This window comes from Solicola agrisoli (genome assembly GCF_049059935.1).
Classification (GTDB): domain Bacteria; phylum Actinomycetota; class Actinomycetes; order Propionibacteriales; family Nocardioidaceae; genus JAURVT01.
On the sequence record NZ_JBMGQR010000021.1, the window covers coordinates 1 to 20,558 of the forward strand.

20 protein-coding genes and 2 pseudogenes are annotated in these 20,558 nt (G+C 71.9%); 11 read left to right on the plus strand and 11 right to left on the minus strand.

The genetic code is table 11. The features are described from left to right. A pseudogene (locus ACI6PP_RS09785) lies at positions 1–236 on the plus strand (hypothetical protein); the annotation flags it as partial. A gap of 47 nt (positions 237–283) precedes the next feature. Further along, positions 284–559: a hypothetical protein gene (locus ACI6PP_RS09790; protein ID WP_421111203.1), complete on the plus strand. Its 276-nt coding sequence runs from the start codon at positions 284–286 to the stop codon at positions 557–559. Between the two features lie 3 nt (positions 560–562). Here the strand turns inward: ACI6PP_RS09790 and ACI6PP_RS09795 are convergent, their stop codons facing one another. Beyond that, complete coding sequence (locus tag ACI6PP_RS09795) at positions 563–1,306, minus strand: dienelactone hydrolase family protein (protein ID WP_421111205.1); 744 nt, start codon at positions 1,304–1,306, stop codon at positions 563–565. Positions 1,307–1,350: 44 nt separating this feature from the next. Between ACI6PP_RS09795 and ACI6PP_RS09800 the strand changes: the two genes are divergently transcribed. Then, a complete protein-coding gene (locus ACI6PP_RS09800; RefSeq protein WP_421111206.1) occupies positions 1,351–1,683 on the plus strand; it encodes a hypothetical protein in 333 nt (110 codons plus the stop codon). A gap of 51 nt (positions 1,684–1,734) precedes the next feature. Here the strand turns inward: ACI6PP_RS09800 and ACI6PP_RS09805 are convergent, their stop codons facing one another. Further along, on the minus strand, positions 1,735–3,291 hold the full coding sequence (locus ACI6PP_RS09805) for an LVIVD repeat-containing protein (protein WP_421111208.1): 1,557 nt from the start codon (positions 3,289–3,291) through the stop codon (positions 1,735–1,737). 127 nt (positions 3,292–3,418) lie between these two features. On the opposite strand from ACI6PP_RS09805, the gene ACI6PP_RS09810 reads away from it, so the two are divergent. After that, entirely contained in the window at positions 3,419–4,090 is a 672-nt protein-coding gene (locus ACI6PP_RS09810; protein WP_421111210.1) for a DUF305 domain-containing protein, read from the plus strand. Positions 4,091–4,110: 20 nt separating this feature from the next. On the opposite strand, the gene ACI6PP_RS09815 is transcribed toward ACI6PP_RS09810, so the two are convergent. Both ACI6PP_RS09815 and ACI6PP_RS09820 read right to left on the minus strand, forming a co-directional pair. Continuing rightward, positions 4,111–5,361, minus strand: coding sequence for an acyl-CoA dehydrogenase family protein (locus ACI6PP_RS09815; protein ID WP_421111212.1), 1,251 nt, complete (start codon positions 5,359–5,361; stop codon positions 4,111–4,113). 99 nt (positions 5,362–5,460) lie between these two features. Beyond that, positions 5,461–5,985: a hypothetical protein gene (locus tag ACI6PP_RS09820; protein ID WP_421111214.1), complete on the minus strand. Its 525-nt coding sequence runs from the start codon at positions 5,983–5,985 to the stop codon at positions 5,461–5,463. A gap of 133 nt (positions 5,986–6,118) precedes the next feature. On the opposite strand from ACI6PP_RS09820, the gene ACI6PP_RS09825 reads away from it, so the two are divergent. Together ACI6PP_RS09825 and ACI6PP_RS09830 are read left to right on the plus strand one after the other, a co-directional pair. Continuing rightward, a complete protein-coding gene (locus tag ACI6PP_RS09825; protein ID WP_421111216.1) occupies positions 6,119–7,402 on the plus strand; it encodes a carboxypeptidase regulatory-like domain-containing protein in 1,284 nt (427 codons plus the stop codon). Positions 7,403–7,411: 9 nt separating this feature from the next. Next, complete coding sequence (locus ACI6PP_RS09830) at positions 7,412–8,098, plus strand: nucleoside/nucleotide kinase family protein (RefSeq protein ID WP_421111217.1); 687 nt, start codon at positions 7,412–7,414, stop codon at positions 8,096–8,098. Positions 8,099–8,167: 69 nt separating this feature from the next. Here the strand turns inward: ACI6PP_RS09830 and ACI6PP_RS09835 are convergent, their stop codons facing one another. Continuing rightward, the gene (locus tag ACI6PP_RS09835) at positions 8,168–8,377 is read right to left on the minus strand and encodes a TOBE domain-containing protein (RefSeq protein WP_421111218.1); all 210 of its coding nucleotides are present in this window, start codon (positions 8,375–8,377) and stop codon (positions 8,168–8,170) included. A gap of 126 nt (positions 8,378–8,503) precedes the next feature. On the opposite strand from ACI6PP_RS09835, the gene dinB reads away from it, so the two are divergent. From dinB to ACI6PP_RS09855, 4 genes are all read left to right on the plus strand, one after another. Further along, complete coding sequence (gene dinB, locus ACI6PP_RS09840) at positions 8,504–9,727, plus strand: DNA polymerase IV (RefSeq protein WP_421111220.1); 1,224 nt, start codon at positions 8,504–8,506, stop codon at positions 9,725–9,727. 123 nt (positions 9,728–9,850) lie between these two features. Beyond that, positions 9,851–9,991, plus strand: coding sequence for a hypothetical protein (locus tag ACI6PP_RS09845; protein WP_421111222.1), 141 nt, complete (start codon positions 9,851–9,853; stop codon positions 9,989–9,991). Positions 9,992–10,132: 141 nt separating this feature from the next. Next, positions 10,133–10,750 (plus strand): DUF47 domain-containing protein, encoded by a 618-nt coding sequence (locus ACI6PP_RS09850; RefSeq protein ID WP_421111223.1) that lies wholly within the window; start codon positions 10,133–10,135, stop codon positions 10,748–10,750. A gap of 19 nt (positions 10,751–10,769) precedes the next feature. Next, positions 10,770–11,762, plus strand: coding sequence for an inorganic phosphate transporter (locus ACI6PP_RS09855; RefSeq protein WP_476712931.1), 993 nt, complete (start codon positions 10,770–10,772; stop codon positions 11,760–11,762). A 117-nt stretch (positions 11,763–11,879) separates the two neighbouring features. Here ACI6PP_RS09855 and pstB read toward each other — a convergent pair whose 3' ends face one another. The 6 genes and pseudogenes from pstB to ACI6PP_RS09885 all read right to left on the minus strand — a co-directional run. Further along, positions 11,880–12,659, minus strand: a complete 780-nt coding sequence (pstB, locus tag ACI6PP_RS09860; protein WP_421111227.1) for a phosphate ABC transporter ATP-binding protein PstB — start codon at positions 12,657–12,659, stop codon at positions 11,880–11,882. A 32-nt stretch (positions 12,660–12,691) separates the two neighbouring features. Next, positions 12,692–13,774 (minus strand): phosphate ABC transporter permease PstA, encoded by a 1,083-nt coding sequence (pstA, locus tag ACI6PP_RS09865; protein WP_421111228.1) that lies wholly within the window; start codon positions 13,772–13,774, stop codon positions 12,692–12,694. A 1-nt stretch (position 13,775) separates the two neighbouring features. Beyond that, the gene (pstC, locus tag ACI6PP_RS09870) at positions 13,776–14,708 is read right to left on the minus strand and encodes a phosphate ABC transporter permease subunit PstC (RefSeq protein WP_421111230.1); all 933 of its coding nucleotides are present in this window, start codon (positions 14,706–14,708) and stop codon (positions 13,776–13,778) included. 87 nt (positions 14,709–14,795) lie between these two features. Beyond that, positions 14,796–15,896, minus strand: a complete 1,101-nt coding sequence (gene pstS / locus ACI6PP_RS09875; protein WP_421111232.1) for a phosphate ABC transporter substrate-binding protein PstS — start codon at positions 15,894–15,896, stop codon at positions 14,796–14,798. Positions 15,897–16,113: 217 nt separating this feature from the next. Beyond that, positions 16,114–17,034, minus strand: coding sequence for an NUDIX hydrolase (locus ACI6PP_RS09880; RefSeq protein WP_421111234.1), 921 nt, complete (start codon positions 17,032–17,034; stop codon positions 16,114–16,116). 172 nt (positions 17,035–17,206) lie between these two features. Further along, a pseudogene (locus ACI6PP_RS09885) lies at positions 17,207–19,366 on the minus strand (RNA degradosome polyphosphate kinase); the annotation flags it as partial. 76 nt (positions 19,367–19,442) lie between these two features. Between ACI6PP_RS09885 and ACI6PP_RS09890 the strand changes: the two are divergent. Then, positions 19,443–20,495 carry an alpha/beta hydrolase gene (locus ACI6PP_RS09890; RefSeq protein WP_421111235.1) on the plus strand — a complete coding sequence of 351 codons (1,053 nt, stop codon included), beginning with the start codon at positions 19,443–19,445 and terminating at the stop codon, positions 20,493–20,495. Positions 20,496–20,558: the final 63 nt, after the last annotated feature.

Genomic DNA, 20,558 nt, shown 5'->3' on the forward strand with positions numbered 1-20,558 from the left:
TGGGGCTCGGACCGTTCGCCGCCGAGCTCGTCGTCCTGCGCGGCGCCAACGCCCCCGACGCCGTCCCGCGCCACGAGGACCGCGTCACCGCCGAGGTGGAGGAGCAGTACGGCGCCGGCGCCTCGCTCGACGACGTCGCCGAGTCGTGGCGCCCCTTCCGCACCTGGGCCGTGGTGCACCTGCGCGCGATGCGTGAGCAGCGCACCCACGAGATCGCCGGTGCTCACTCCGGCTGAGTACGAGCGCGCTGTCGACGTGCCGTCGAGCCCGCCACCGTGGGGGCATGACGACGATCCGACGGGCGATGATCGCGGTCGCCACCGTGTTCTGGGCGGTGCCGATCGTGACCGCGGCGCTCGCCTGGCTCGTCGTGCCCCAGGACGAGGTCGAGGGCTGCACCAGGGTCGCGGTGTTCGACTGCATGTCGGTGCGCGACACCCTGCGCCTGTACACGCTGGTGCTCGGACCGCCCGCGTTCGTGGCCGGAGCGGTGCTGCTGGGCGTCCTGGCGGCCCTCGGAGCCTGGTGGCGCGGACGTGCCGCCCGGGCCGCGGGCTGAGCCTCAGCCCGCGAGGATCGTCTCGTCGAGCAGCCGGCGCAGCACGTCGAAGTGCCGCTCGGCGGCCTGCTCGTCGTACATCGACGTGTCGGCCATCGAGTAGCCGTGCGGGGCACCGGGATAGACCTCGTTGACGTGGGGACGGCCGGCGTCCGCGAGCGTCCGGCCGAGGGTGGCGACCGCCTCGGGCGGCATCGAGCGGTCGGCGTCGGCGTGCCCGAAGGCGTAGGACGCGGTGGATGCCGCGACGGACAGGTGCGGGCTGTCGGGCTCGTCGGTCACCAGGCCGCCGCCGTGGAACCCGCCGACCGCCGCGACGAGACCGGGGAACCAGCCGGCCGTCCGGATCGCGAGCCGTGCGCCAATGCAGTAGCCGGTGGTGCCGATCGGTCCGTCAGCGGCGTGCTCCTGCAGGGTCGAGACCCAGGCGCGCGCGTCGGGTCCGGACAGGTCGGGGGTGAGCGCCCCCACGCGGTCCATCACGCCCGACCCGAAGAACGCCTCGCGTGCGCCCTGCTCACGCAGGTCGCCCTGCGGTGCGAGGTCGGCGGCGCTGCCGTCGCGGTAGAACACGTGCGGCACCAGCACGGTGCAACCCCAGCCCGCGACGCGGTCGGCCATCGACGCGATCTGAGGACGCAGGCCGATGGCGTCGACGTAGAGGAGCACCCCCGGCCGTCCGGGCTCACCGGCGAGGTAGGCCTCCGCCACGCCGTCGTCGGTCCGGATCTCGAGCGTGCGTCCCATGGACCCGACGGTAGGCCGAGCCGTCCGGCCCCCACACTGGAGGGGTGCCAGCAGGAGGACCCGCCACCGATCCGCGTCGGACGACGCCGCCGCCGATGTCGTCCATCGACCGCGTGCGGCGCCGCGTCGGCGCCGTCGGCCTGTTCTCCATCACCATCCACGGCGTGCTCGGCCTCATCGGCGGCGCGTACGTCGTGATGGGCCAGGGCCGCCGCACCGACGCGTCCTGGCTCCTGGTGATCTCGGCGCTCATCGCGATCGGCACCGTGGTCGGCGTGCGCGTCATCCTCGGACGCCGTCCGTTCAGCGTGCTCTGGACGGTGGTCTCGGTGCTGCCCACCGCGGCCGGCGCCGTCTGGATCCTGGGCTACCGGTAGACGCACGACGGCCCCCACCGAAGGGAGGGGGCCGTCGTCAGGTCGAGCGCGTCAGTTGTTGTAGAACGGCTGCGACTGCGGGTTGAAGCGGTCCATCCGCACCTTCTTGGCACCGTCGGTCCGCTTGTCGTCCAGCGACAGGACGTCAAGGCCCTTCTGGATGTCGTTGGAGTAGATGTAGCCGTTGTAGTAGTACGCCGACCACGATCCGCCGGTCTTGAGCTCGGTGTCCGAGATCGGACCGCGGTCGAACCAGGCGATCTCCTTGGGCTTCTTGGAGTTGGTGAAGTCCATGACCGAGATGCCGCCCTGGTACCAGGCCTGCACCATGATGTCCTTGCCCTCGACCGGGATCAGCGAGCCGTTGTGGGCCACGCAGTTCTCGGTGTTGGACTGGGTGCGCGGGATCTTGTAGTAGCTGCCGAACTTCAGCTGGCCGAGGCGCGTGATGTCGTAGATCGCGTCGGCGCCCTTGGTGCGGCCCGTCTCGGGGTTGCAGGTGGGGCCACCGCCGCCGCCGAGCTCGTCGGTGAAGACGACCTTGGTGCCGGCGTTGTTGAAGGTCGCCGAGTGCCAGAACGCGAAGTTCTCGGTGTCGCGGACCGTCGTGGTCACCTTGGGGTTCTCTCGGTCGGAGATGTCCATCAGGATGCCGTCTCCCATGCACGCACCGGCGGCGATGTCCTTGGACGGGTAGGCGGTGATGTCGTGGCAGCCGGTGGTCTGGCTGGAGTAGCCGCCGGCGGGCTGGCCGCCGTCCGGGAACAGCACCGGGGTGCCGACGAGCTTGGCGGCAGCCGGGTCGTCGACGGGAACCTTGACGACGCCGATCTTGTCGTGCGGCGGCTGGCAGTCGGGGAACGCCGCGTTGGGCGAGTACGACGAGACGTACACGTAGACGTTCTTGTTCTTCTTGTCGGGCGCCAGCGTGTGCGTGTGCGAGCCGCAGGGGGTCTCGACGGCGGACACGTAGCGCGGCGACGCGGGGTTGGAGATGTCGAAGACGCGCACGCCCTCCCACGAGGTCTTGACGGTCGCCGACTGCGCCGTGCTCGCGCACGAGCTGTCGTTGCGGCTGGAGTCGACCGACAGCACCAGCAGGTTCTTGTAGACCGAGATGTCGTTCTGCGCGCCGGTGCACTTCACCTGAGCGACGATCCGCGGGTACTTCGGGCGCTTCACGTCGTAGACCATGAAGCCCTCGTAGTTGCCCGCGAAGACGTAGTCGCCCTTGAACGCGAGGTCGGAGTTCAGCGCCGCCTCGGACGCGAACGGGCCCTGCTTGGGCAGGTTGGCGATCAGCGACAGGTTGTCGCTGGAGTCGCTCTCGCCCGGCTTCAGCGTGTCGGGCTGGGCCTTGAGGCCGGCGAAGTCGTTGCCGGGCAGACAGGCCTGGGCGAAGTTGTCGCCGGCGGCCTTGAGCTCGGCGAGCTCGGCTGCGGAGCACGACGAGCCGGCGCTGCGCGTGGACGCGCCCTCGCGCTCCTCCTCGTCGTCGGCGAAGGCCTGGCCGTTCATGCCGACGGCGAGGACGAGTCCGGCGACGGCCGTGCCGATCACCGTCGCGTGGCGGCGTGGCCGGGGGGCTCTCCAGGTGCGGTTCTTCACGTCGATCGTGGCCTCTCAGGGGTTTACGCCGGCGGCGAGTGGGGACGATGGGGGTGTCCTACCCCGCGCGCACCGGCTCAAACCCGACATCTGGAACTGGTGCGCGGCCGAGACGAGGAGCCCGTCCGTGGTCCTGCAGTGCCGAGCCCCGCGAGCCGTCCTGGCGCTCGCGTCCGTCCTGCTCCTGGCGGGCACCACCGCGTGCTCGTCGTCCGAGGACGACGCCTCGGGCGGGGTCGACGTGATCGTGCCGGGGGAGCCCGGCGAGGACGCGACGACGGTGGCGCCGGAGAAGGTCGAGGGCGCGGCGGACGACTTCAACGACGACGACGTCGAGTTCGTGCAGATGATGGTGCCGCACCACGGGCAGGCGCTGACGATGACCGCGATGGCGGCGACCCACGCGAGCGACGCGGGCGTCAAGCGTCTGGCCAGTCGCATCGAGGCCGCGCAGCGTCCCGAGATCCTGCAGATGTCGGCCTGGCTGAAGTCGCGCCGGGTCGAGGTGCCGTCGGCGGGCGACCACGGGTCCGCGCACGACCACGGCGCGCACGGTCACGGCGAGATGATGGGCATGCTCACCGACGACCAGCTCGCCGAGCTCGACGCCGCCCGCGGGGCCGCGTTCGACCGGCTCTTCCTCGAGGGCATGATCCGCCACCACGAGGGCGCCGTTGCGATGGCCGACGACGTCGCCACCGGCGGCGTGGACGTCCGCGTCGCCGAGCTCGCCGCCGACGTCAACACCGGCCAGCTCGTCGAGATCCGCCGGATGAAGGACATGCTCGCCGCCCTCTGACGAGCGGCGACCCCGTCGCGTCAGGCCCAGCTGCTGCCGGGCGGCAGGACGGGGGTGGACGAGAGCTCGGCCTTGGCGATCGAGCGCAGGTGCACCTCGTCGGGACCGTCGAACAGGCGCATCGCGCGGTGCCAGCCGTACATCGCGGCGAGCGGGGTGACGTCGGTGACGCCGGCGCCGCCGTGCACCTGGATGGCGCGGTCGATGACGGCGGTCGCGGCACGGGGGACGGCGACCTTGGCCATCGCGACGAGCCCGCGGGCCGCCTTGTTGCCCTCGGTGTCGATCACGTGGCACGCGCGGTGGCAGAGCAGGCGCGCCTGCTCGATCTCGATGCGCGACTCGGCGATCTGCTGCTGGACGACGCCCTGCTCGGCGAGCGGGGCGCCGAACGCGACGCGGCTCTGCGCGCGCTCCACGAGCATCGCGAGCGCACGCTCCGACGCGCCCAGCGCGCGCATGCAGTGGTGGATGCGGCCGGGGCCGAGCCTGGCCTGCGCGGCCGCGAACCCGCCGCCCTCCTCGCCGACGACGTTCGACACCGGCACGCGCACGCCGTCGAAGCGGACCTCGGCGTGGCCGTGCTGGTCGTGGTGCCCGAAGACGGGCAGGTCGCGCACGACGGTGACGCCGGGGGTGTCCATCGGGACGATCACCATCGTCTGCTGACGGTGGGTGGCGGCCGACGGGTCGGTCTTGCCCATGACGACGAGGACGGCGCAGCGCGGGTCCATAGCGCCGCTCGTCCACCACTTGCGGCCGGTGATGACGTACTCGTCGCCGTCGCGCTCGATCCGGGTGGCGATGTTGGTGGCGTCGCTGCTGGCGACGTCGGGCTCGGTCATCGCGAAGGCCGAGCGGATCCGGCCGTCGAGCAGCGGCTCGAGCCAGGTGCGCTTCTGCTCCTGCGTGCCGAGCAGGTGCAGCAGCTCCATGTTGCCGGTGTCGGGGGCCTGGCAGTTGATCGCCTCGGGGGCGAGGTCGTTGCTCCAGCCCGACAGCTCGGCGATCGGCGCGTACTCCAGCTGCGTCAGCCCCGACTCCGACGGCAGGAACAGGTTCCACAGCCCGCGCTGACGGGCCGTGGACTTCAGCTTCTCGACGACGGGCGGGACGACGTGGTCGTCGGGGTGGACGCCGCGCCGCGCCGCGAGGTACTCGGCCTCGGCGGGCAGCACGTCGTCGCGCACGAACTGCACCATCGTGTCGCGCAGCTCGGCGGCGCGGGCGGACGGCGACGGCAGGGAGTGGTCGGCACTGAAGGGGGTCACGCTGCTCCTGAGGTCTGCCCGAGCGACCGCTCGGGATCTCTGGACGATAGGCCCGGGCTCACGACCATCCGCGACCTGGTGCCGTCTGCCCGACCTGCGTCAGCTCGGACCGGCCATGGCGTAGCCGACGACGACGTCGACGTCCCCCGCCGGGCAGGGGCGGCAGCCGCGGGTGAGCATCACCACCGGGACGACGGTGCCGTCCGTCTCGACGGCACGCAGCTCGGTGCGGCGGACGTCCTCGTCCTGCGCCGACGCGTCGAGCACCTCGAGCACCGTGGCGTGGTCGGCCGGCTCGATCCGTGCGAGCACCTCGGCCGTGGTGCGCGCCCGCGGGCGCTCGGGCACCTCGACCTCGCCGTGCGCGGCGGGCTCGGCCCACCGCCAGGTGCCGGCGTCGACGCGATGGGCGAACGGCTCGATGATGAGTCCCTCGAGCACGAAGGCACGTCGCTCGGCAGGCCAGTACGGCAGCCGCAGCTTGCTGAGCGCGACGAACATCCACGAGCCCACGTCCTCGAGCTGGGCGAGCTCGCGCTCGGCCAGCCTCAGCGCCTCGGCGAGGTCGTCGGCGGTCGCGACGGGGCGCGACGCGCGTGGCACGAACTCGGCGGTGGGAGGCACCAACCCATCATGGGGTCCGCGAGCGGCGGGCGCACCGGGTATGCGCGTGTCTTGAGATCGTCGTGAGCGCGCGGTGAACCACGGGGACGTGTCGGGCATCTGACCTGTCGACACCACCGACCAGGAGGAACCGATGCGAACCGTGAGAGCCGCGCTCGCCCTGACCCTGCTGCTGGCCGCCGGCGCGCTCGCGGCCCCCGCCTCGGGGGCGGCGTCCACCGCGACCGTCCGCGGCACCGTCACCGTGACCGGTGGGGCGCCGCTCGACAAGGCGTACGTCCGCCTGGTCGACCCGCGCCTCGAGCCCGACCCCGAGCCGCGACAGATCGACGGGGACGAGGCGGACGCGCGCGGACGGTTCAGCATGGCCGGGGTGCCGTCCGGCTCCTACGAGCTCGCCGTCGAGGACCTCGACGGCCGGTGGCAGCCGAGGGTCGTCCCCGTCACCGTCTCGGGCGGCACGGTCACCGTGGACGTCCGGCTCGCCGCGGGGCGCACGGTCACCGGCACGGTGGTGCGTGTCGACGGCAGGCCGGCGGTGGGCGCGGTCGTCACGCTCTGGGACGACTCGCTCTACAGCTGGGTGCGGCACACCGTCACGGGCAGGGACGGACGGTTCGTCGCTCGCGGGCTCACCGCCCGTCCCCACCGCGGCACGGTGGACCCCGAGACCGCGGCCGACGCCACCTTCGCCCCGCAGTGCCTCGGCGGCTACTACGTGCCGCGCTACAACTGGTACGACCCCGACTTCCCCCAGCCCGACCCGGGGCCCGGCTGCGACGCGAGGAGCCGCGTGGTCGACGTGACGGCGGGCGACGCGTCGATCGGCACCGAGACGCTGCGTCACCGCAACGCGTTCGTCACCGGCACCGTCCGCGACGCCGGCGGCCGGCCCGTGGCGGGTGCGGCGATCGAGGTGCGGAGCTTCTACCAGGCCGACAACGACTTCGACGCGTACCCGTCTCAGCGCACCAGGTCAGACGCCCGGGGCCGGTACCGCGTGATGGTCGACGAGGACGCGTCGCAGCGGGTGTCGGCGTCGGCCAAGGGCTTCAGCACGCCGGCGAGTGCCCCGGCGCCCACCCCCGGGCTCGGGCGCACGGCGTCGCTCGACCTCCGGCTCAGGGCGACGCCGAGGCTCACCGTCACGGTCGCGAGCAAGCGCAAGCAGCAGGCCACCCTCCGGGTCCGGGTCGCGCCCCGCGCGGGCACCGGCACCGCGAGCGGGACGGTGACCGTCCGCTACAAGCTGCGCAACGGCAAGGCCGCCACCCGGACCGCGACGCTCGACCGCACCGGGACGGCTCGGCTGACGGTGAGCAAGGCCAGGTCGGGCAGGCGCACCTTCACCGTGCGCTACTCGGGCAGCCCGTCGTTCGAGGCGGGGAGGGTCAGGACCAGCGCGCGCGTGCGGTAGACAAGCGCCGTGGACGACCTCACCTTCGACGCGCTCGTCGAGCGCGCCCGCTCCCTCGTGACGGGCGACCGTCGCGTGGTCCTCGGCATCAGCGGCAGCCCCGGCGCCGGCAAGACGACGCTGGCCGAGCGCCTCGTCGAGGCACTGGCCGCACGGCCGCCCGAGGGTCTGGATCCCGGCGGGTGGGTCGCGCACGTCCCGATGGACGGGTTCCACCTCGCCGACGTGCAGCTGACCCGGCTGGGCAACCTCGACCGCAAGGGCGCCCCCGACACGTTCGATGCCGCGGGGTACGCGGCGCTCGTGCGTCGTCTCGTCTCCGAGCCGGACCGCCCCGACGAGGTGGTCTACGCGCCCGGGTTCGAGCGGGTGCTGGAGCAGCCGCTCGCCGGGGCGATCGCCGTGCACCCGTCGGTCCGGCTCGTGGTGAGCGAGGGCAACTACCTGCTGCTCGACGACGACCGCTGGCGTCCGGTGCGCGAGGCGATGGCCGAGGTCTGGTACTGCGACACCTCCGAGGACCGCCGCCTGCACCAGCTCGTCGCCCGGCACGCGGAGTTCGGCAAGTCGCCCGGCGACGCCCGCCACTGGTCGTTCGGACCCGACCAGGCCAACGCCGACCTCGTCCGCCCCACCCGCGACCGCGCCGACCTCGTCGTCCCCGACCACGTGCTGCGGGCCGTCCCGCCGACCTGAGCCGTCGGTCGCGGGGACGACGACGGCGCCGACCCCGTGCGGGGCGGCGCCGTCGGAGGGGTCGAGGGGTCACTCGACGCCGAGCGTCACCTCGGTCGACTTCACCAGGACGGTGACGACCGAGCCCTCGGACAGACCGAGGTCGTCGACGGCGTCCTTGGTGATCGACGACGTGATCGTCTCGCCACCGTTGAGCTGCACCTTGACGACGGCCATGGCCTCGCCGAGCGTCACCGAGACGACGGTGCCGGGCAGCTGGTTGCGGGTCGAGAGCTTCATGCGGGTGTCCTCCGAGGGGGTCGTGGGGTCGGTCGGGGCCGAGGCTACGTGAGCCCGCGGCGAGGGGCGCGAGGACGCGTTCCCGCTCGCTCCGCCGCTGACGGTGGCACGTGCGAACATGTGTTCGTGTCCACCGAGGGGACGATCCTGCACGCCGACCTCGACGCGTTCTACGCCTCGGTCGAGCAGCGCGACGACCCCTCGCTGCGGGGGCGACCGGTGGCGGTGGGCGGCGGCGTCGTCCTCGCGTGCAGCTACGAGGCCAAGGCCCGCGGCGTGCGCACCGCGATGAACGGACGCCGCGCGCTCCAGCTGTGCCCCGAGCTGGTGAGCGTGCCGCCGCGCATGTCGGCGTACTCCGAGGCGAGCCGGCGGGTTTTCGACGTCTTCCACGACACCACGCCGCTCGTCGAGGGCATCTCGGTCGACGAGGCGTTCCTCGACGTCGGCGGCCTGCGGCGCATCCGCGGCGCCCCGTCCACGATCGCCGCCCGGCTGCGCGTCGACGTGCTCGAACGGGTGGGGCTGCGGATCACCGTGGGGGTCGCGCGCACCAAGTTCCTGGCCAAGGTGGCGAGCGGGGTCGCCAAGCCCGACGGCCTGCTCGTGGTGCCCACCGACGCCGAGCTCGCGTTCCTGCACCCGCTGCCGGTCGAGCGGCTGTGGGGCGTCGGGCCCGTCACCGCCGAGAAGCTGCACGAGCGTCGCGTCCGCACCGTCGGCCAGGTCGCCGAGATGGGGGAGCGGGCGCTGGTCTCGCTGCTCGGCCAGGCGTCCGGGCGCCACCTGCACGCGATCTCGCAGGGCCTCGACACCCGTCCGGTGCAGACGGGCAGGCGGCGCGGGTCGGTCGGCGCGCAGCACGCGCTCGGACGTGGCCCGCACACCGCCGACGACGTCGACGCCGCCCTGGCCCGCCTCGTCGACCGCGTCTGCAGCCGCATGCGAGCGGCCGACCGGCGCGGTCGCACCGTCACCCTGCGGCTCCGGTTCGGCGACTACACGCGCGCCACCCGCTCGCACACCCTGCCCGGCCCCACCTCGCAGACGCGCGAGGTGCTCGACACCGCCCGCGCGCTGCTGCGCGCCGCCACCCCGGCGATCATGGACGACGGCATCACGCTCGTCGGCGTCGCCGTCGGCAACCTCGACGACGGCCCGGCCCAGCCGCAGCTGCCCTTCGACGGCAGCGACGGCACCGAGCTCGACACCGCCGTCGACGCGATCCGCGACCGCTTCGGCACCTCGGCCCTCACCCGTGCCGTGCAGCTCGGCCGCGACCAGGGGACGTCGGTCCCGGTGCTCCCCGATTCCCACGATCAGGACATCACGGACGTCGACGACGACTGACCGCCGACCTCGCCACCCCCGAAGCCCCCGATTTCCAGACGCGCACGGCTGCGGCCGATAACCTGGCGGTCCCACCTGGGACTCGGGGCGCCAGGCCCGTCACGCGCGCGAAGGATCGAGGCGATGTTCGAACCACTCGACGACCGCCTGCGCGACCAGGACGCCCTCGACGAGATCGAGATGACCAGCAACCTGATGATCGCGGCGTCGGAGTCCCAGGACCTCACCCAGGACGAGATCGACCAGATCCTCGGCCTCGGCTGATCCGCCGCGCGCGGACGTCGGCCCGCCGCGTGGACGACGCGCGAACGGCAGGTGAACGCCGCGCGACCGCCCGCGCGTCCGCGGCGCCCGGGACCCCCTAGCATGGGCGAGGCCCATCCACCGTCGATGAGGAGAGTCGCCGTGCGATTCAGTCTCCGGCCCACCGAGACGACGTTCTACGACCTGTTCGCCGAGTCCGCCGCGCACCTCGTCGAGGGCGCCGCGCTGCTCGCGTCGATGCTCGACTCGTCGGCCGACCGTCCGAGCATCGCCGAGCGCATGCGCGAGGCCGAGCACGAGGCGGACGAGACCACCCACGCCATCGTGCGTCGGGTGAACTCCACGTTCGTGACCCCGTTCGACCGCGAGGACATCTACCGTCTCGCGAGCAACCTCGACGACGTCATGGACTTCATGGAGGAGACCGTCGACCTGATCGGGCTGTACGAGATCGGCGACCTCCCCACCGAGTTCGCCTCCCAGGTCGAGGTGCTCCAGCGGGCCTGCGAGGTCACCGCCGACGCGATGCCCCGGCTGCGCACCATGAAGGACCTCGAGGAGTACTGGATCGAGATCAACCGCCTGGAGAACCAGGGCGACCGCAGCTACCGCCGCATCGTCGCCTCGTTGTTCAGCGGCAAGTACAAGACGCTCGAGGTGATGAAGCTCAAGGACGTCGTCGACTCCCTCGAGCACGCCATCGACGCGCTGGAGTCGGTGGCCAACACGGTCGAGCAGATCGCCGTCAAGGAGTCCTAGGGTGGATCTCGCCCTCGTGATGGTCGTCGCCGTCGTCCTCGTGGCGCTGGTCTTCGACTACACCAACGGCTTCCACGACGCCGCCAACGCGATCGCCACCTCGATCTCGACGCGCGCGCTCACCCCGCGCGTCGCGCTCGCGATGGCCGCGGTGATGAACTTCCTCGGTGCGTTCCTCGGCACCGAGGTGGCCGACACGATCGGCTCGATCATCGCCGGCGGCGTCGAGGGGGAGGGGCTGCACGGTCTGACGGTCGTGCTGGGCGCGCTCATCGGCGCCATCACCTGGAACCTCATCACCTGGTACTTCGGGCTGCCGTCCTCGTCGTCGCACGCCCTGATCGGCGGGCTCGTCGGCGCCGGCCTGGCGTCGGCCAGCGGCGTCAAGTGGGACGCGGTGGTCGACAAGGTGCTGATCCCGATGGTGGTGTCCCCGGTGATCGGGTTCGCCGGGGCGTTCGCGCTGATGACCGCGATCATGTGGACCTTCCGCAAGGCCAACCCCGGCCGGGTCAACCGCAACTTCAAGATGGCCCAGACCGTCTCGGCTGCCGCGATGGCGCTCGGTCACGGCCTGCAGGACGCCCAGAAGACGATGGGCGTGATCTTCCTCGCGCTGCTGGCCGGCGGCTACTACTCCGCCGACGACGGCATCCCGTTCTGGGTCAAGGTCTCGGCCGCCACGGCCATCTCGCTCGGCACCTACTCCGGCGGCTGGCGCATCATGCGCACCCTCGGCCGCCGCATCATCGACCTCGACCCGCCGCGCGGGTTCGCGTCCGAGACGGTCGCGGCGACCGTCCTGTACGTGATGGCCCTCGGCCTCGGTGCCCCCGTGTCGACCACCCACACCATCACCTCGTCGGTGATGGGCGCCGGCGCCACCAAGCGCTTCAGCGCCGTCCGCTGGGGCGTCGCCCGCGGCATCGTCGTCGCCTGGATCGTCACCATGCCCGCCGCGGCACTGGTGGCCGCCGCCACCTACGGCATCGGCCAGACCTTCCTCCCGTGACGCACGTCGGGCCAATCACCACGTGAACGTGGTGATTGGCCCGAAGCATGGGAGATCTACCGTGCATCGACCCAGCTACCACGTGAACGTGGTGTTTGGACGACGCCCGACGAGGGCTCAGCCGAAGCGCCCCTGGATGTAGGCCTCGGTGGCCTCCTCGTCGGGGTTGGAGAAGATCTTGGTCGTCTGGCCGACCTCGACGAGGCGGCCGGGCTTGCCGACGCCCGACAGGTTGAAGAAGGCCGTCTCCTCGGACACGCGAGCGGCCTGCTGCATGTTGTGGGTGACGATGACGATCGTGTACTGCTCCTTGAGCTCGTGGATCAGGTCCTCGATCGCGCTCGTGGAGATGGGGTCCAGGGCCGAGCAGGGCTCGTCCATGAGCAGCACCTGCGGCTCGACGGCGACCGCGCGGGCGATGCACAGACGCTGCTGCTGGCCGCCCGACAGGCTCGAGCCGGGCTTGCCGAGACGGTCCTTGACCTCGACCCACAGGTTGGACGAGCGCAGCGACCGCTCGACGATGACGTCGGCGTCGGCCTTCTTCATCCGCTTGCTGTTCAGGCGGCTGCCGGCGAGGACGTTGTCGTAGATCGACATCGTCGGGAACGGGTTGGGCCGCTGGAAGACCATGCCGATCTGGCGGCGGACGGCGACGGGGTCGATGTCGGCGCCGTACAGGTCCTGGCCGTCGATGAGGACCTTGCCCTCGACGCGCGCGCCGGGGATGACCTCGTGCATGCGGTTCAGCGACCGCAGGAAGGTGGACTTGCCGCAGCCGGACGGACCGATGAACGCAGTCACCGAGCGCGCCCGGATCGGGATGGTCACTCCCTCGACGGCGAGGAAGTCGCCGTAGTAGATGTCGAGGTCGGAGACGTCGATGCTCTTGGCCATGAGTTGATTCTTCCCTCTCGAGGTGCCGTTGACTACCGCTCGCCCTTGGGCGAGAAGACGTACGACACCAGGCGTGCCACCAGGTTGAGCAGCATCACGATGATCATCAGGACGAGGGCCGCTCCCCAGGCCCGCTCGATGCTGGGCGCCGGCGGGAAGCCGGGGCTCTGGATCGAGTTGAACGCGAAGACCGGCAGCGTCGCCATCCGGCCGTCGAAGATGTTGAAGTTGACCGAGTCGCTCACACCGACGGTGATGAGCAGCGGCGCGGTCTCGCCGATGACGCGCGCGACGGCGAGCGTCACGCCCGTCACGATGCCCGCCAGGGACGTCGGGAGGACGACCTTGACGATGGTGCGCCACTTGGGCACACCGAGAGCGTACGAGGCCTCGCGCAGCTCGTTGGGGACGAGCTTGAGCATCTCCTCGACCGAGCGGACGACCACGGGGATCATCAGCACGGCCAGCGCCACGGCGCCCGCGAAGCCCATCCGGACGCCCGGTCCGAAGAAGACCACGAACAGGGCGTAGGCGAACAGGCCGGCGACGATGGACGGGATGCCCGTCATGACGTCGACGAGGAACCGGATCCAGCCCGAGAGGCGGTTGTTCGCGCCGTACTCCACCAGGTAGATCGCGGTGAAGATGCCGATGGGCACGGACATGACCGTGGTGGCCAGCGTGATCAGGACGGTGCCCCAGATCGCGTGGTAGATGCCACCGCCCTCGCCGACCACGTTGCGCATCGAGAAGGTGAAGAAGTCGACGCCCATCACCGCGGCGCCCTTGCTGATCACCGTGTACATGATCTGCACGAGGGGCACCATCGCGAGGGCGAAGGCGCTCGTCACCATCACGGTGACGATGCGGTCGGTGGCGCGGCGGCCGCCCTCGACCGAGATCGACCAGATCGAGACGACGACGATCAGGGCCAGCCAGGCCAGCACGATGGCCGGCACCCAGCTGAAGCCGAGGGTCTTGAGCCCGATGCCGAGGAGCACGGCGGCCGCGGTGAGGCCCCAGCCGGCCTGGCGGGGCAGGCTCGGCTGCTTGAGGGACGGTCCGTCCCCGAGACCAGCGGGGCCCGTGGGACGGGCGGTGGTGTCGAGTGCCATGTCAGTTCGCTCCGGAGAATTCGCTGCGACGGTTGACGACCCAGCGCGCGGCGAAGTTGACCGCGAACGTGATGATGAAGAGCACCAGGCCGCTGGCGATCAGGGCGTTGATGGTCAGGCCGCTCGACTCCTTGAACTGCAGGGCGATGTTGGCCGGGATCGTGCTCGGGTTGGTCGAGCTGATCAGGTTGAGCGTGACGACGCCGCTGGCCGAGAGCACCAGGGCGACGGCCATGGTCTCGCCGAGCGCGCGGCCGAGGCCGAGCATGGCGCCACCGACGATGCCCGAGCGGGCGTAGGGGAAGACCGTCATGCGGATCATCTCCCAGCGCGTGGCGCCGAGGGCGAGCGCGGCCTCCTGGTGCAGGCGGGGCGTCTGCAGGAAGATCTCGCGGGTGATGGCGGTGATGATCGGCAGGATCATCACCGCGAGCACCACGCCCGCGGTGAAGAAGGTGCGGCCGGTGGCCGAGAACGGGCCGGCGAAGAACGGCAGGAAGCCGAGGTTCTCGTCCAGCCACTGGTAGGCCGGGACGAGCTGCCCGGCGAGGACCTGGGCGCCCCAGAGGCCGTAGACCACCGAGGGCACCGCGGCCAGCAGGTCGATCAGGTAGCCGAGCAGCTGGGCGATGCGGCGCGGCGCGTAGTGGCTGATGAACAGCGCCACGGCGATCGCGAGGGGCAGGGCGATGACGAGGGCCAGGATGGCCGCGTAGAGCGTGCCGTAGACCAGGGGAGCGACGAAGCGGATGAACGTCGTGCCGCTCTTGACCTCGTCGGGGGAGGCCGTCATGCCGGGGATGCCCTCGACGGTGAGGAACACCGCGACCCCGGCGAGGATCACCAGGATCGCGATGCCGGCGCCGGTCGAGATGCCGGCGAAGATACGGTCACCGCGGCGGACGACGGGGCGCTCGCTCTTGGTCTGGGACACGGGGGTAGCTCCTGGAGCCTGGACGGGACGGGGACCGACCGCGGCAGGCGGCGCGCGCCGCGGGGACGCGCGCCGCCTGCCGGCGGATCAGCTGATCTTCTCGACGATCGGGCGGATCTTGGACTCGAGGTCCTCCGAGATGGGGGCCGAGCCGGCACCCTTCGCGGCGGCCTCCTGGCCGTCGGCGCTCGAGACGTAGGTGAGGAAGCCCTTGACGAGCTCGCCCTTGGCGGCGTCCTCGTACTTCTCGCAGGCGATCATGTACGACACCAGGACGATCGGGTAGACGCCCGACTCGGTGGTGGTGCGGTTGACGGTGAACGCGATGTCGGTCGCGTCGCGACCCGAGACCTGCTCGCTCTCGTCGAGCACCGCGGCCGCGGCGTCGGCGGTGGGCTCGACGAACTCGTCGCCCACGCCGATCTTGGCGACACCGAGGTCGCCGGCCTGGCTGGCGTCGGCGTAGCCGATGGTGCCGTCGCCGCCCTGGACGGCGGAGATGACGCCCGAGGTGCCCTCGGCGCCCTCGCCGCCCTTGATCGGCCAGGTCTGGATGGCGCCGCCGGTCCAGGTGCCGCCCGAGGTCTGGTCGAGGTAGTCGGTGAAGTTCTCGGTGGTGCCCGAGTCGTCCGAGCGGTGCACCGGCGTGATGGCGGTGCTCGGCAGGTCGGCGTCGGGGTTGTCGGCCTTGATCTTCGCGTCGTCCCAGGTCTTGATGGTGCCCTGGAAGATGTCACCGACGACGGCCGGCGACAGGTTGAGCTCGTCGACGCCCTGCAGGTTGTAGACGACCGCGATGGGGCTCACGTAGGTGGGCACCTCGACGATGTTGCCACCGCAGCGCTCCTTGGCGCCCGTCAGCTCCTCGTCCTCGAGGTAGGCGTCCGAGCCGGCGAAGTCGATGCCGCCGGCGATGAACTGCTCGCGGCCACCGCCCGAGCCGACCGGGTCGTAGTTGACGGTGACGTCGGGGTTGGCCGACTGGAAGCCCTGCTGCCAGGCCGACACGGCGGCCTCCTGCGAGCTGGCGCCCGCGCCGCTGAGGGTGCCGCTGAGGCTGGAGTCGCCGGAGCTGGCGCCGTCGCTGCCGGAGTCGGACTCGTTGCCGGCGCCGCAGGCGGAGAGAGCGGCGGCGAGCATGAGGGCGGCGCCGGCGGGAGCGACGACGCGCTTGATGGTGCGGTTCACGAAGGTCCCCTTACAAGGATCAAGTGGTGTGTGGTGCCAAGGCTGTGGGTGTGCGAGGCGCAGACGTTCACGCTCGACTCGGACGCTAGGGATCGCAGGTGACTCGACCCTCCGCGCAGGGTGAACGCAGGGTGAACCCTCCGTGCCCAGATCCTCACCATCGGACGAGCCGGAGAGGTACGTCACATGAACGACCCCGGGATACCGGGGTGCATCCTCAGGACGCGGTGAACGTCTCCTGGCCGAGCACCCGGCCGTGACGGTGGTGCACCACGACGGCGCTGCCGGGCGTGATGGTGCCCAGGCCGCGCAGCCCGAGGGCGTCGTAGAGCGGGGGGAGCACCGGGCGGTGGGTGCACACGAGCGTCCGCTCGGACGAGCCGAGCAGGTCGCCGACGACCTCGCCCGCCAGCCGCGAGGACGGCGCCCCGCCCGCGCGGTCGGACTCGGCGATGCGGTCGTCGGCGATCGGGTGGACGCCGCTGGCGCGGGCCCAGGGGGCGATCGTCGACGTGCACCGCGCCGCCGGGCTGGTGAGGGCGACCTCGGCAGCGAAGGCGTCGACGAGGGCGGGGAGGCGGCGGGCCCAGGCCTCGCCGGCGGGCGTGAGCGGACGCGCGAGGTCGTCGCCGCGCCACCTCTTGCGCGGACGGGCCTCGGCGTGCCGCACGAGCAGCAGCGGTCGCGCCCGGTGCTCCCGGGCATAGACGGTCAGGGCGAAGTCGGCGAGGACGTCGCGGTCGCGGTCCCACGTCATCAGCGCGGCGGCGACGTCGAGCGTCGCCCAGCGGACCTCGTCGACCTCGTGGTTGGGCTCGTAGTCCACCGGGTCGATGCCGCCGACCGGACGCGCGGTCCACCAGTGCACCTGCTTGGTGCCGCCGGTGCGCAGCGTGTAGGTGGTGCCGTTCAGCCGGACGCCGAGGCGGACCCGCAGGCCCGTCTCCTCCTCGACCTCCCGCACGGCGGTGCCGGGCAGCACCTCGCCCGGGTCGACCTTGCCCTTGGGCAGGCTCCAGTCGTCGTACTTGGGCCGGTGGATGACGAGCACCTCGACGCGGTGGTCGGCCTTCGCCGTGCCCGGCTCGCGCCGCCACACCACGGCGCCGGCGGCCTGGATCGCGGGGACACGGGGCACGTGACGCAGTGTTCCAGGTGTGCGCCTGCGGTGGTCGGCCCCCTCGGCCGCACGGTTCGGCACGGTGCGGGCGCCCTCAGCGCGACGTGCGTCGGCCGAACGGCCAGCCGCGCGCGGCCCGGGTGCCGCCACCGGGACGACGTCCGTCGGCGGCGGCCTCCTCGCGCTGACGGGCCCGCCGGGCACGGGTCTTGGCGATCAGCCAGGTCTGCAGGTCCTGCAGCGGCGTGCCGTCCTCGGCGCGGTGGTGACGCGTCCAGACGCCGTCGGCGCCGAGCCACCACGAGGAGACGTCGTCGGAGACGGACTTCTCGAGCAGCTCGCCGAGCTCGTTGACGTGCTTGGCCGTGGGGATCTGCACGAGCGTCTCGACGCGACGGTCGAGGTTGCGGTGCATGAGGTCGGCCGAGCCGATCCACGCCTGGGCGTCGCCGCCGTTGGCGAACCAGAAGATCCGGCTGTGCTCGAGGAACCGGCCCAGGATGCTGCGGACGCGGATCGTCTCGGACAGCCCGGGGACGCCCGGTCGCAGCGTGCAGATGCCCCGCGTCACCAGGTCGATGGGGACGCCGGCGCGCGACGCCGCGAACAGCGCGTCGATGACGAGCTCGTCGACCAGGGAGTTGACCTTGATCCGGATCAGCGCCGGACGGCCCGCCTGGTGGTGGTCGACCTCGCGCTCGATCAGGTCGAGGATGCCGGTGCGGACGCCGGCGGGGGCGACGAGCAGCCGGCGGTAGTCCTCGTGGCGGGAGTACCCCGACAGGTTGTTGAACAGGTCGGTGAGGTCGTCGGCGATCTCGGCGTCGGACGTCAGCAGGCCGACGTCCTCGTACATGCGGGCCGTCTTGGGGTTGTAGTTGCCGGTGCCCACGTGCGCGTAGCGGCGCAGGCCGTCGGGCTCGTCGCGGACGACGAGCGACAGCTTGCAGTGCGTCTTGAGACCGACCATGCCGTAGACGACGTGGCAGCCCGCGCGCTCGAGCTTGCGGGCCCAGCGGATGTTGGCCTGCTCGTCGAAGCGCGCCTTGATCTCGACGAGCACCAGCACCTGCTTGCCCGAGCGGGCCGCGTCGACGAGGGAGTCGATCAGCGGGGAGTCGCCCGAGGTGCGGTAGAGCGTCATCTTGATCGCCAGGACCTTGGGGTCGGCGGCGGCCTGCTCGACGAACCGCTGGACGCTGGTGGCGAACGAGTCGTACGGGTGGTGCACGAGGACGTCGCGCTCGCGCAGCGCCGCGAACATGTCGGCCGGGCTGGCGGTCTCGACCTCGGCCAGGTGCGGGTGCGTGCCGGGCACGAACGGGTCGAACTTGAGCTCGGCGCGGTCGAGGTCGGCCACCTGGTTGAGGCTGCGCAGGTCGAGCGGCCCGGGGAGCCTGAACACCTCGTCGTCGGTGACGTCGAGCTCGGAGACGAGCAGGTCGAGGATCTGGTCGTCGATCGATTCCTCCACCTCCAGGCGCACGGGCGGGCCGAACTTGCGGCGCAGCAGCTCCTTCTCCAGGGCCTGCAGGAGGTTCTCGGCGTCGTCCTCCTCGACCTCGAGGTCCTCGTTGCGGGTGACGCGGAACGTGTGGTGCGCGACGACCTCCATGCCGGGGAAGAGCAGGTCGAGGTGGGCGGCGATGACCTCGTCGAGCGGCACGAAGCGCTCGGCGCCGACGCGGACCCAGTGGTCGAAGTTCGGCGGTACCTTGACCCGCGCGAAGTGCTCCTTCTCGGTGAGCGGGTTGCGGATCACCACGGCGAGGTTGAGCGACAGGCCCGAGATGTACGGGAACGGGTGGGCCGGGTCGACGGCCAGCGGCGTCAGGACCGGGAAGACGCGCTCGCGGTACTTCTCGCTCGCCACCTTGCGCTCGTCCTCGGTGAGCTCGTGCCAGCGCAGCAGCGAGATGCCCTGGTCGGCCAGCGCGGGCACCAGCTCGCGCCGGAACACCTCGCCCTGGCGCAGCATCAGGTCGTGGCTGGTGCGCAGGCTGCGCTCCAGGACCTCGCGCGGGTTGAGCCCGCTCACCGAGCGGACGGCCACGCCCGCGGCCATGCGTCGCTTGAGGCCGGCGACCCGGACCATGAAGAACTCGTCCAGGTTGCTCGCGAAGATCGCGGCGAACCGCACGCGCTCGAGCAGCGGCAGCTCGGGGTCCTCCACGAGCTCGAGCACCCGCTCGTTGAACGTCAGCCACGACAGCTCGCGGTCGAGGAAGCGGTCCTCGGGCAGGGGGCCGTCCTGCGGGTCGTACGGCGGGTCGACGTCGAAGGAGTCGGGGGAGGCGGGCGCGTCCTCGAAGGGCACGGCCTCGCTCTCGGTGACGGAGTCGGCGGGCATGACTGTGATGGTGGCACGGTGCGGTGAACGGCGGGTGACGAAGCCGGTTCCAGATACCTTCGGTATCTTGGCCGCCATGGTCCTCTCGCCGAGCGCCCTGCTCAACGCCGCCCAGGCCCCGATCGCCCGCGGCCTGCTGGCCCTCCCGCCGCGGGTGGTGCGCCGGCTCGCCGGTCCGCCCGTGGTCAAGGAGGGACGCACCCTCGACCCCGAGATGCAGCTGGTGCTCAGGCTTCAGGCCGCCGCGGGCAAGCCGGCCGAGGAGCTGCCGCTCGCGCACGGGCGCGCGTCCATCGTCGCCGGCTCCGAGCTCGTGGGCGGCAAGCAGGCGGTCGGCCGCGTCGCCGACCGGACGATCGCCGGTCCCGGCGGCGACCTGCACCTGCGCGTCTACACGCCCCGGGGCGTCGGCGCGGCCGGCCCCGGCCTGTTCTTCATCCACGGCGGGGGCTGGATCTACGGCGACCTGCGCAGCCACGACGCGGTCTGCCGGTTCCTCGCCGAGCGCACCGGCGCCCGCGTCGTCGCCGTCGACTACCGCCTCGCCCCCGAGCACCCGTTCCCCGCGGCCGTCGACGACAGCTGGGCGGTCTGGACGTGGCTCGCCGAGCACGGCCACGAGCTCGGCATCAACACCGCGCGCCTGGCCGTCGGCGGCGACAGCGCCGGCGGCAACCTCGCCGCGGTCGTCTCGCAGAAGGCCGTCCGCGACGGCGCCCTGGTGCCCGCGTTCCAGCTGCTGATCTACCCCGCCACCGACTTCGCCGAGACCCGCCCGAGCCGGCACGCGTTCAGCGAGGGCTTCTTCCTGTCGGCGGCGTTCATCGACCTCGCCAAGCGGCACTACACGCTGTCCGACCCCGACGTGCGCGACTGGCGGCTCTCCCCGCTGCACGGCGAGCTCGAGGGCCAGCCCCCGGCGCACGTCGTCACCGCGGGCTTCGACCCCCTCGTCGACGAGGGCCGCGCGTACGCCGACGCCCTGCGCGCCGCCGGCGTCGAGGTCACCTACCGCTGCGAGGAGGGCCTGATCCACTCCTTCGCCAACATGGTCGGCATCGGCCGCTCCGGCCCCGCCGCCATGGCCCGCGCCGCCGAGGCCCTCCGTCTGGGCCTGGCCCGCGCCTGACCCTGTGTCGGTTTCCCAGGTTCACCTGGGAATCCGCCGAGACCACGGAGAACTTCCCAGGGT

Coding starts and splice junctions, on each gene's coding strand:
- ACI6PP_RS09795 (WP_421111205.1), bottom strand. CDS start 1,306: ATGGGACGCACGCTCGAGATCCGGACCGACGACGGCGTGGCGGAGGCC.
- ACI6PP_RS09790 (WP_421111203.1), top strand. CDS start 284: ATGACGACGATCCGACGGGCGATGATCGCGGTCGCCACCGTGTTCTGG.
- pstA (WP_421111228.1), bottom strand. CDS start 13,774: ATGGCACTCGACACCACCGCCCGTCCCACGGGCCCCGCTGGTCTCGGG.
- ACI6PP_RS09835 (WP_421111218.1), bottom strand. CDS start 8,377: ATGAAGCTCTCGACCCGCAACCAGCTGCCCGGCACCGTCGTCTCGGTG.
- pstB (WP_421111227.1), bottom strand. CDS start 12,659: ATGGCCAAGAGCATCGACGTCTCCGACCTCGACATCTACTACGGCGAC.
- ACI6PP_RS09890 (WP_421111235.1), top strand. CDS start 19,443: ATGGTCCTCTCGCCGAGCGCCCTGCTCAACGCCGCCCAGGCCCCGATC.
- ACI6PP_RS09845 (WP_421111222.1), top strand. CDS start 9,851: ATGTTCGAACCACTCGACGACCGCCTGCGCGACCAGGACGCCCTCGAC.
- ACI6PP_RS09855 (WP_476712931.1), top strand. CDS start 10,770: ATGGTCGTCGCCGTCGTCCTCGTGGCGCTGGTCTTCGACTACACCAAC.
- ACI6PP_RS09825 (WP_421111216.1), top strand. CDS start 6,119: ATGCGAACCGTGAGAGCCGCGCTCGCCCTGACCCTGCTGCTGGCCGCC.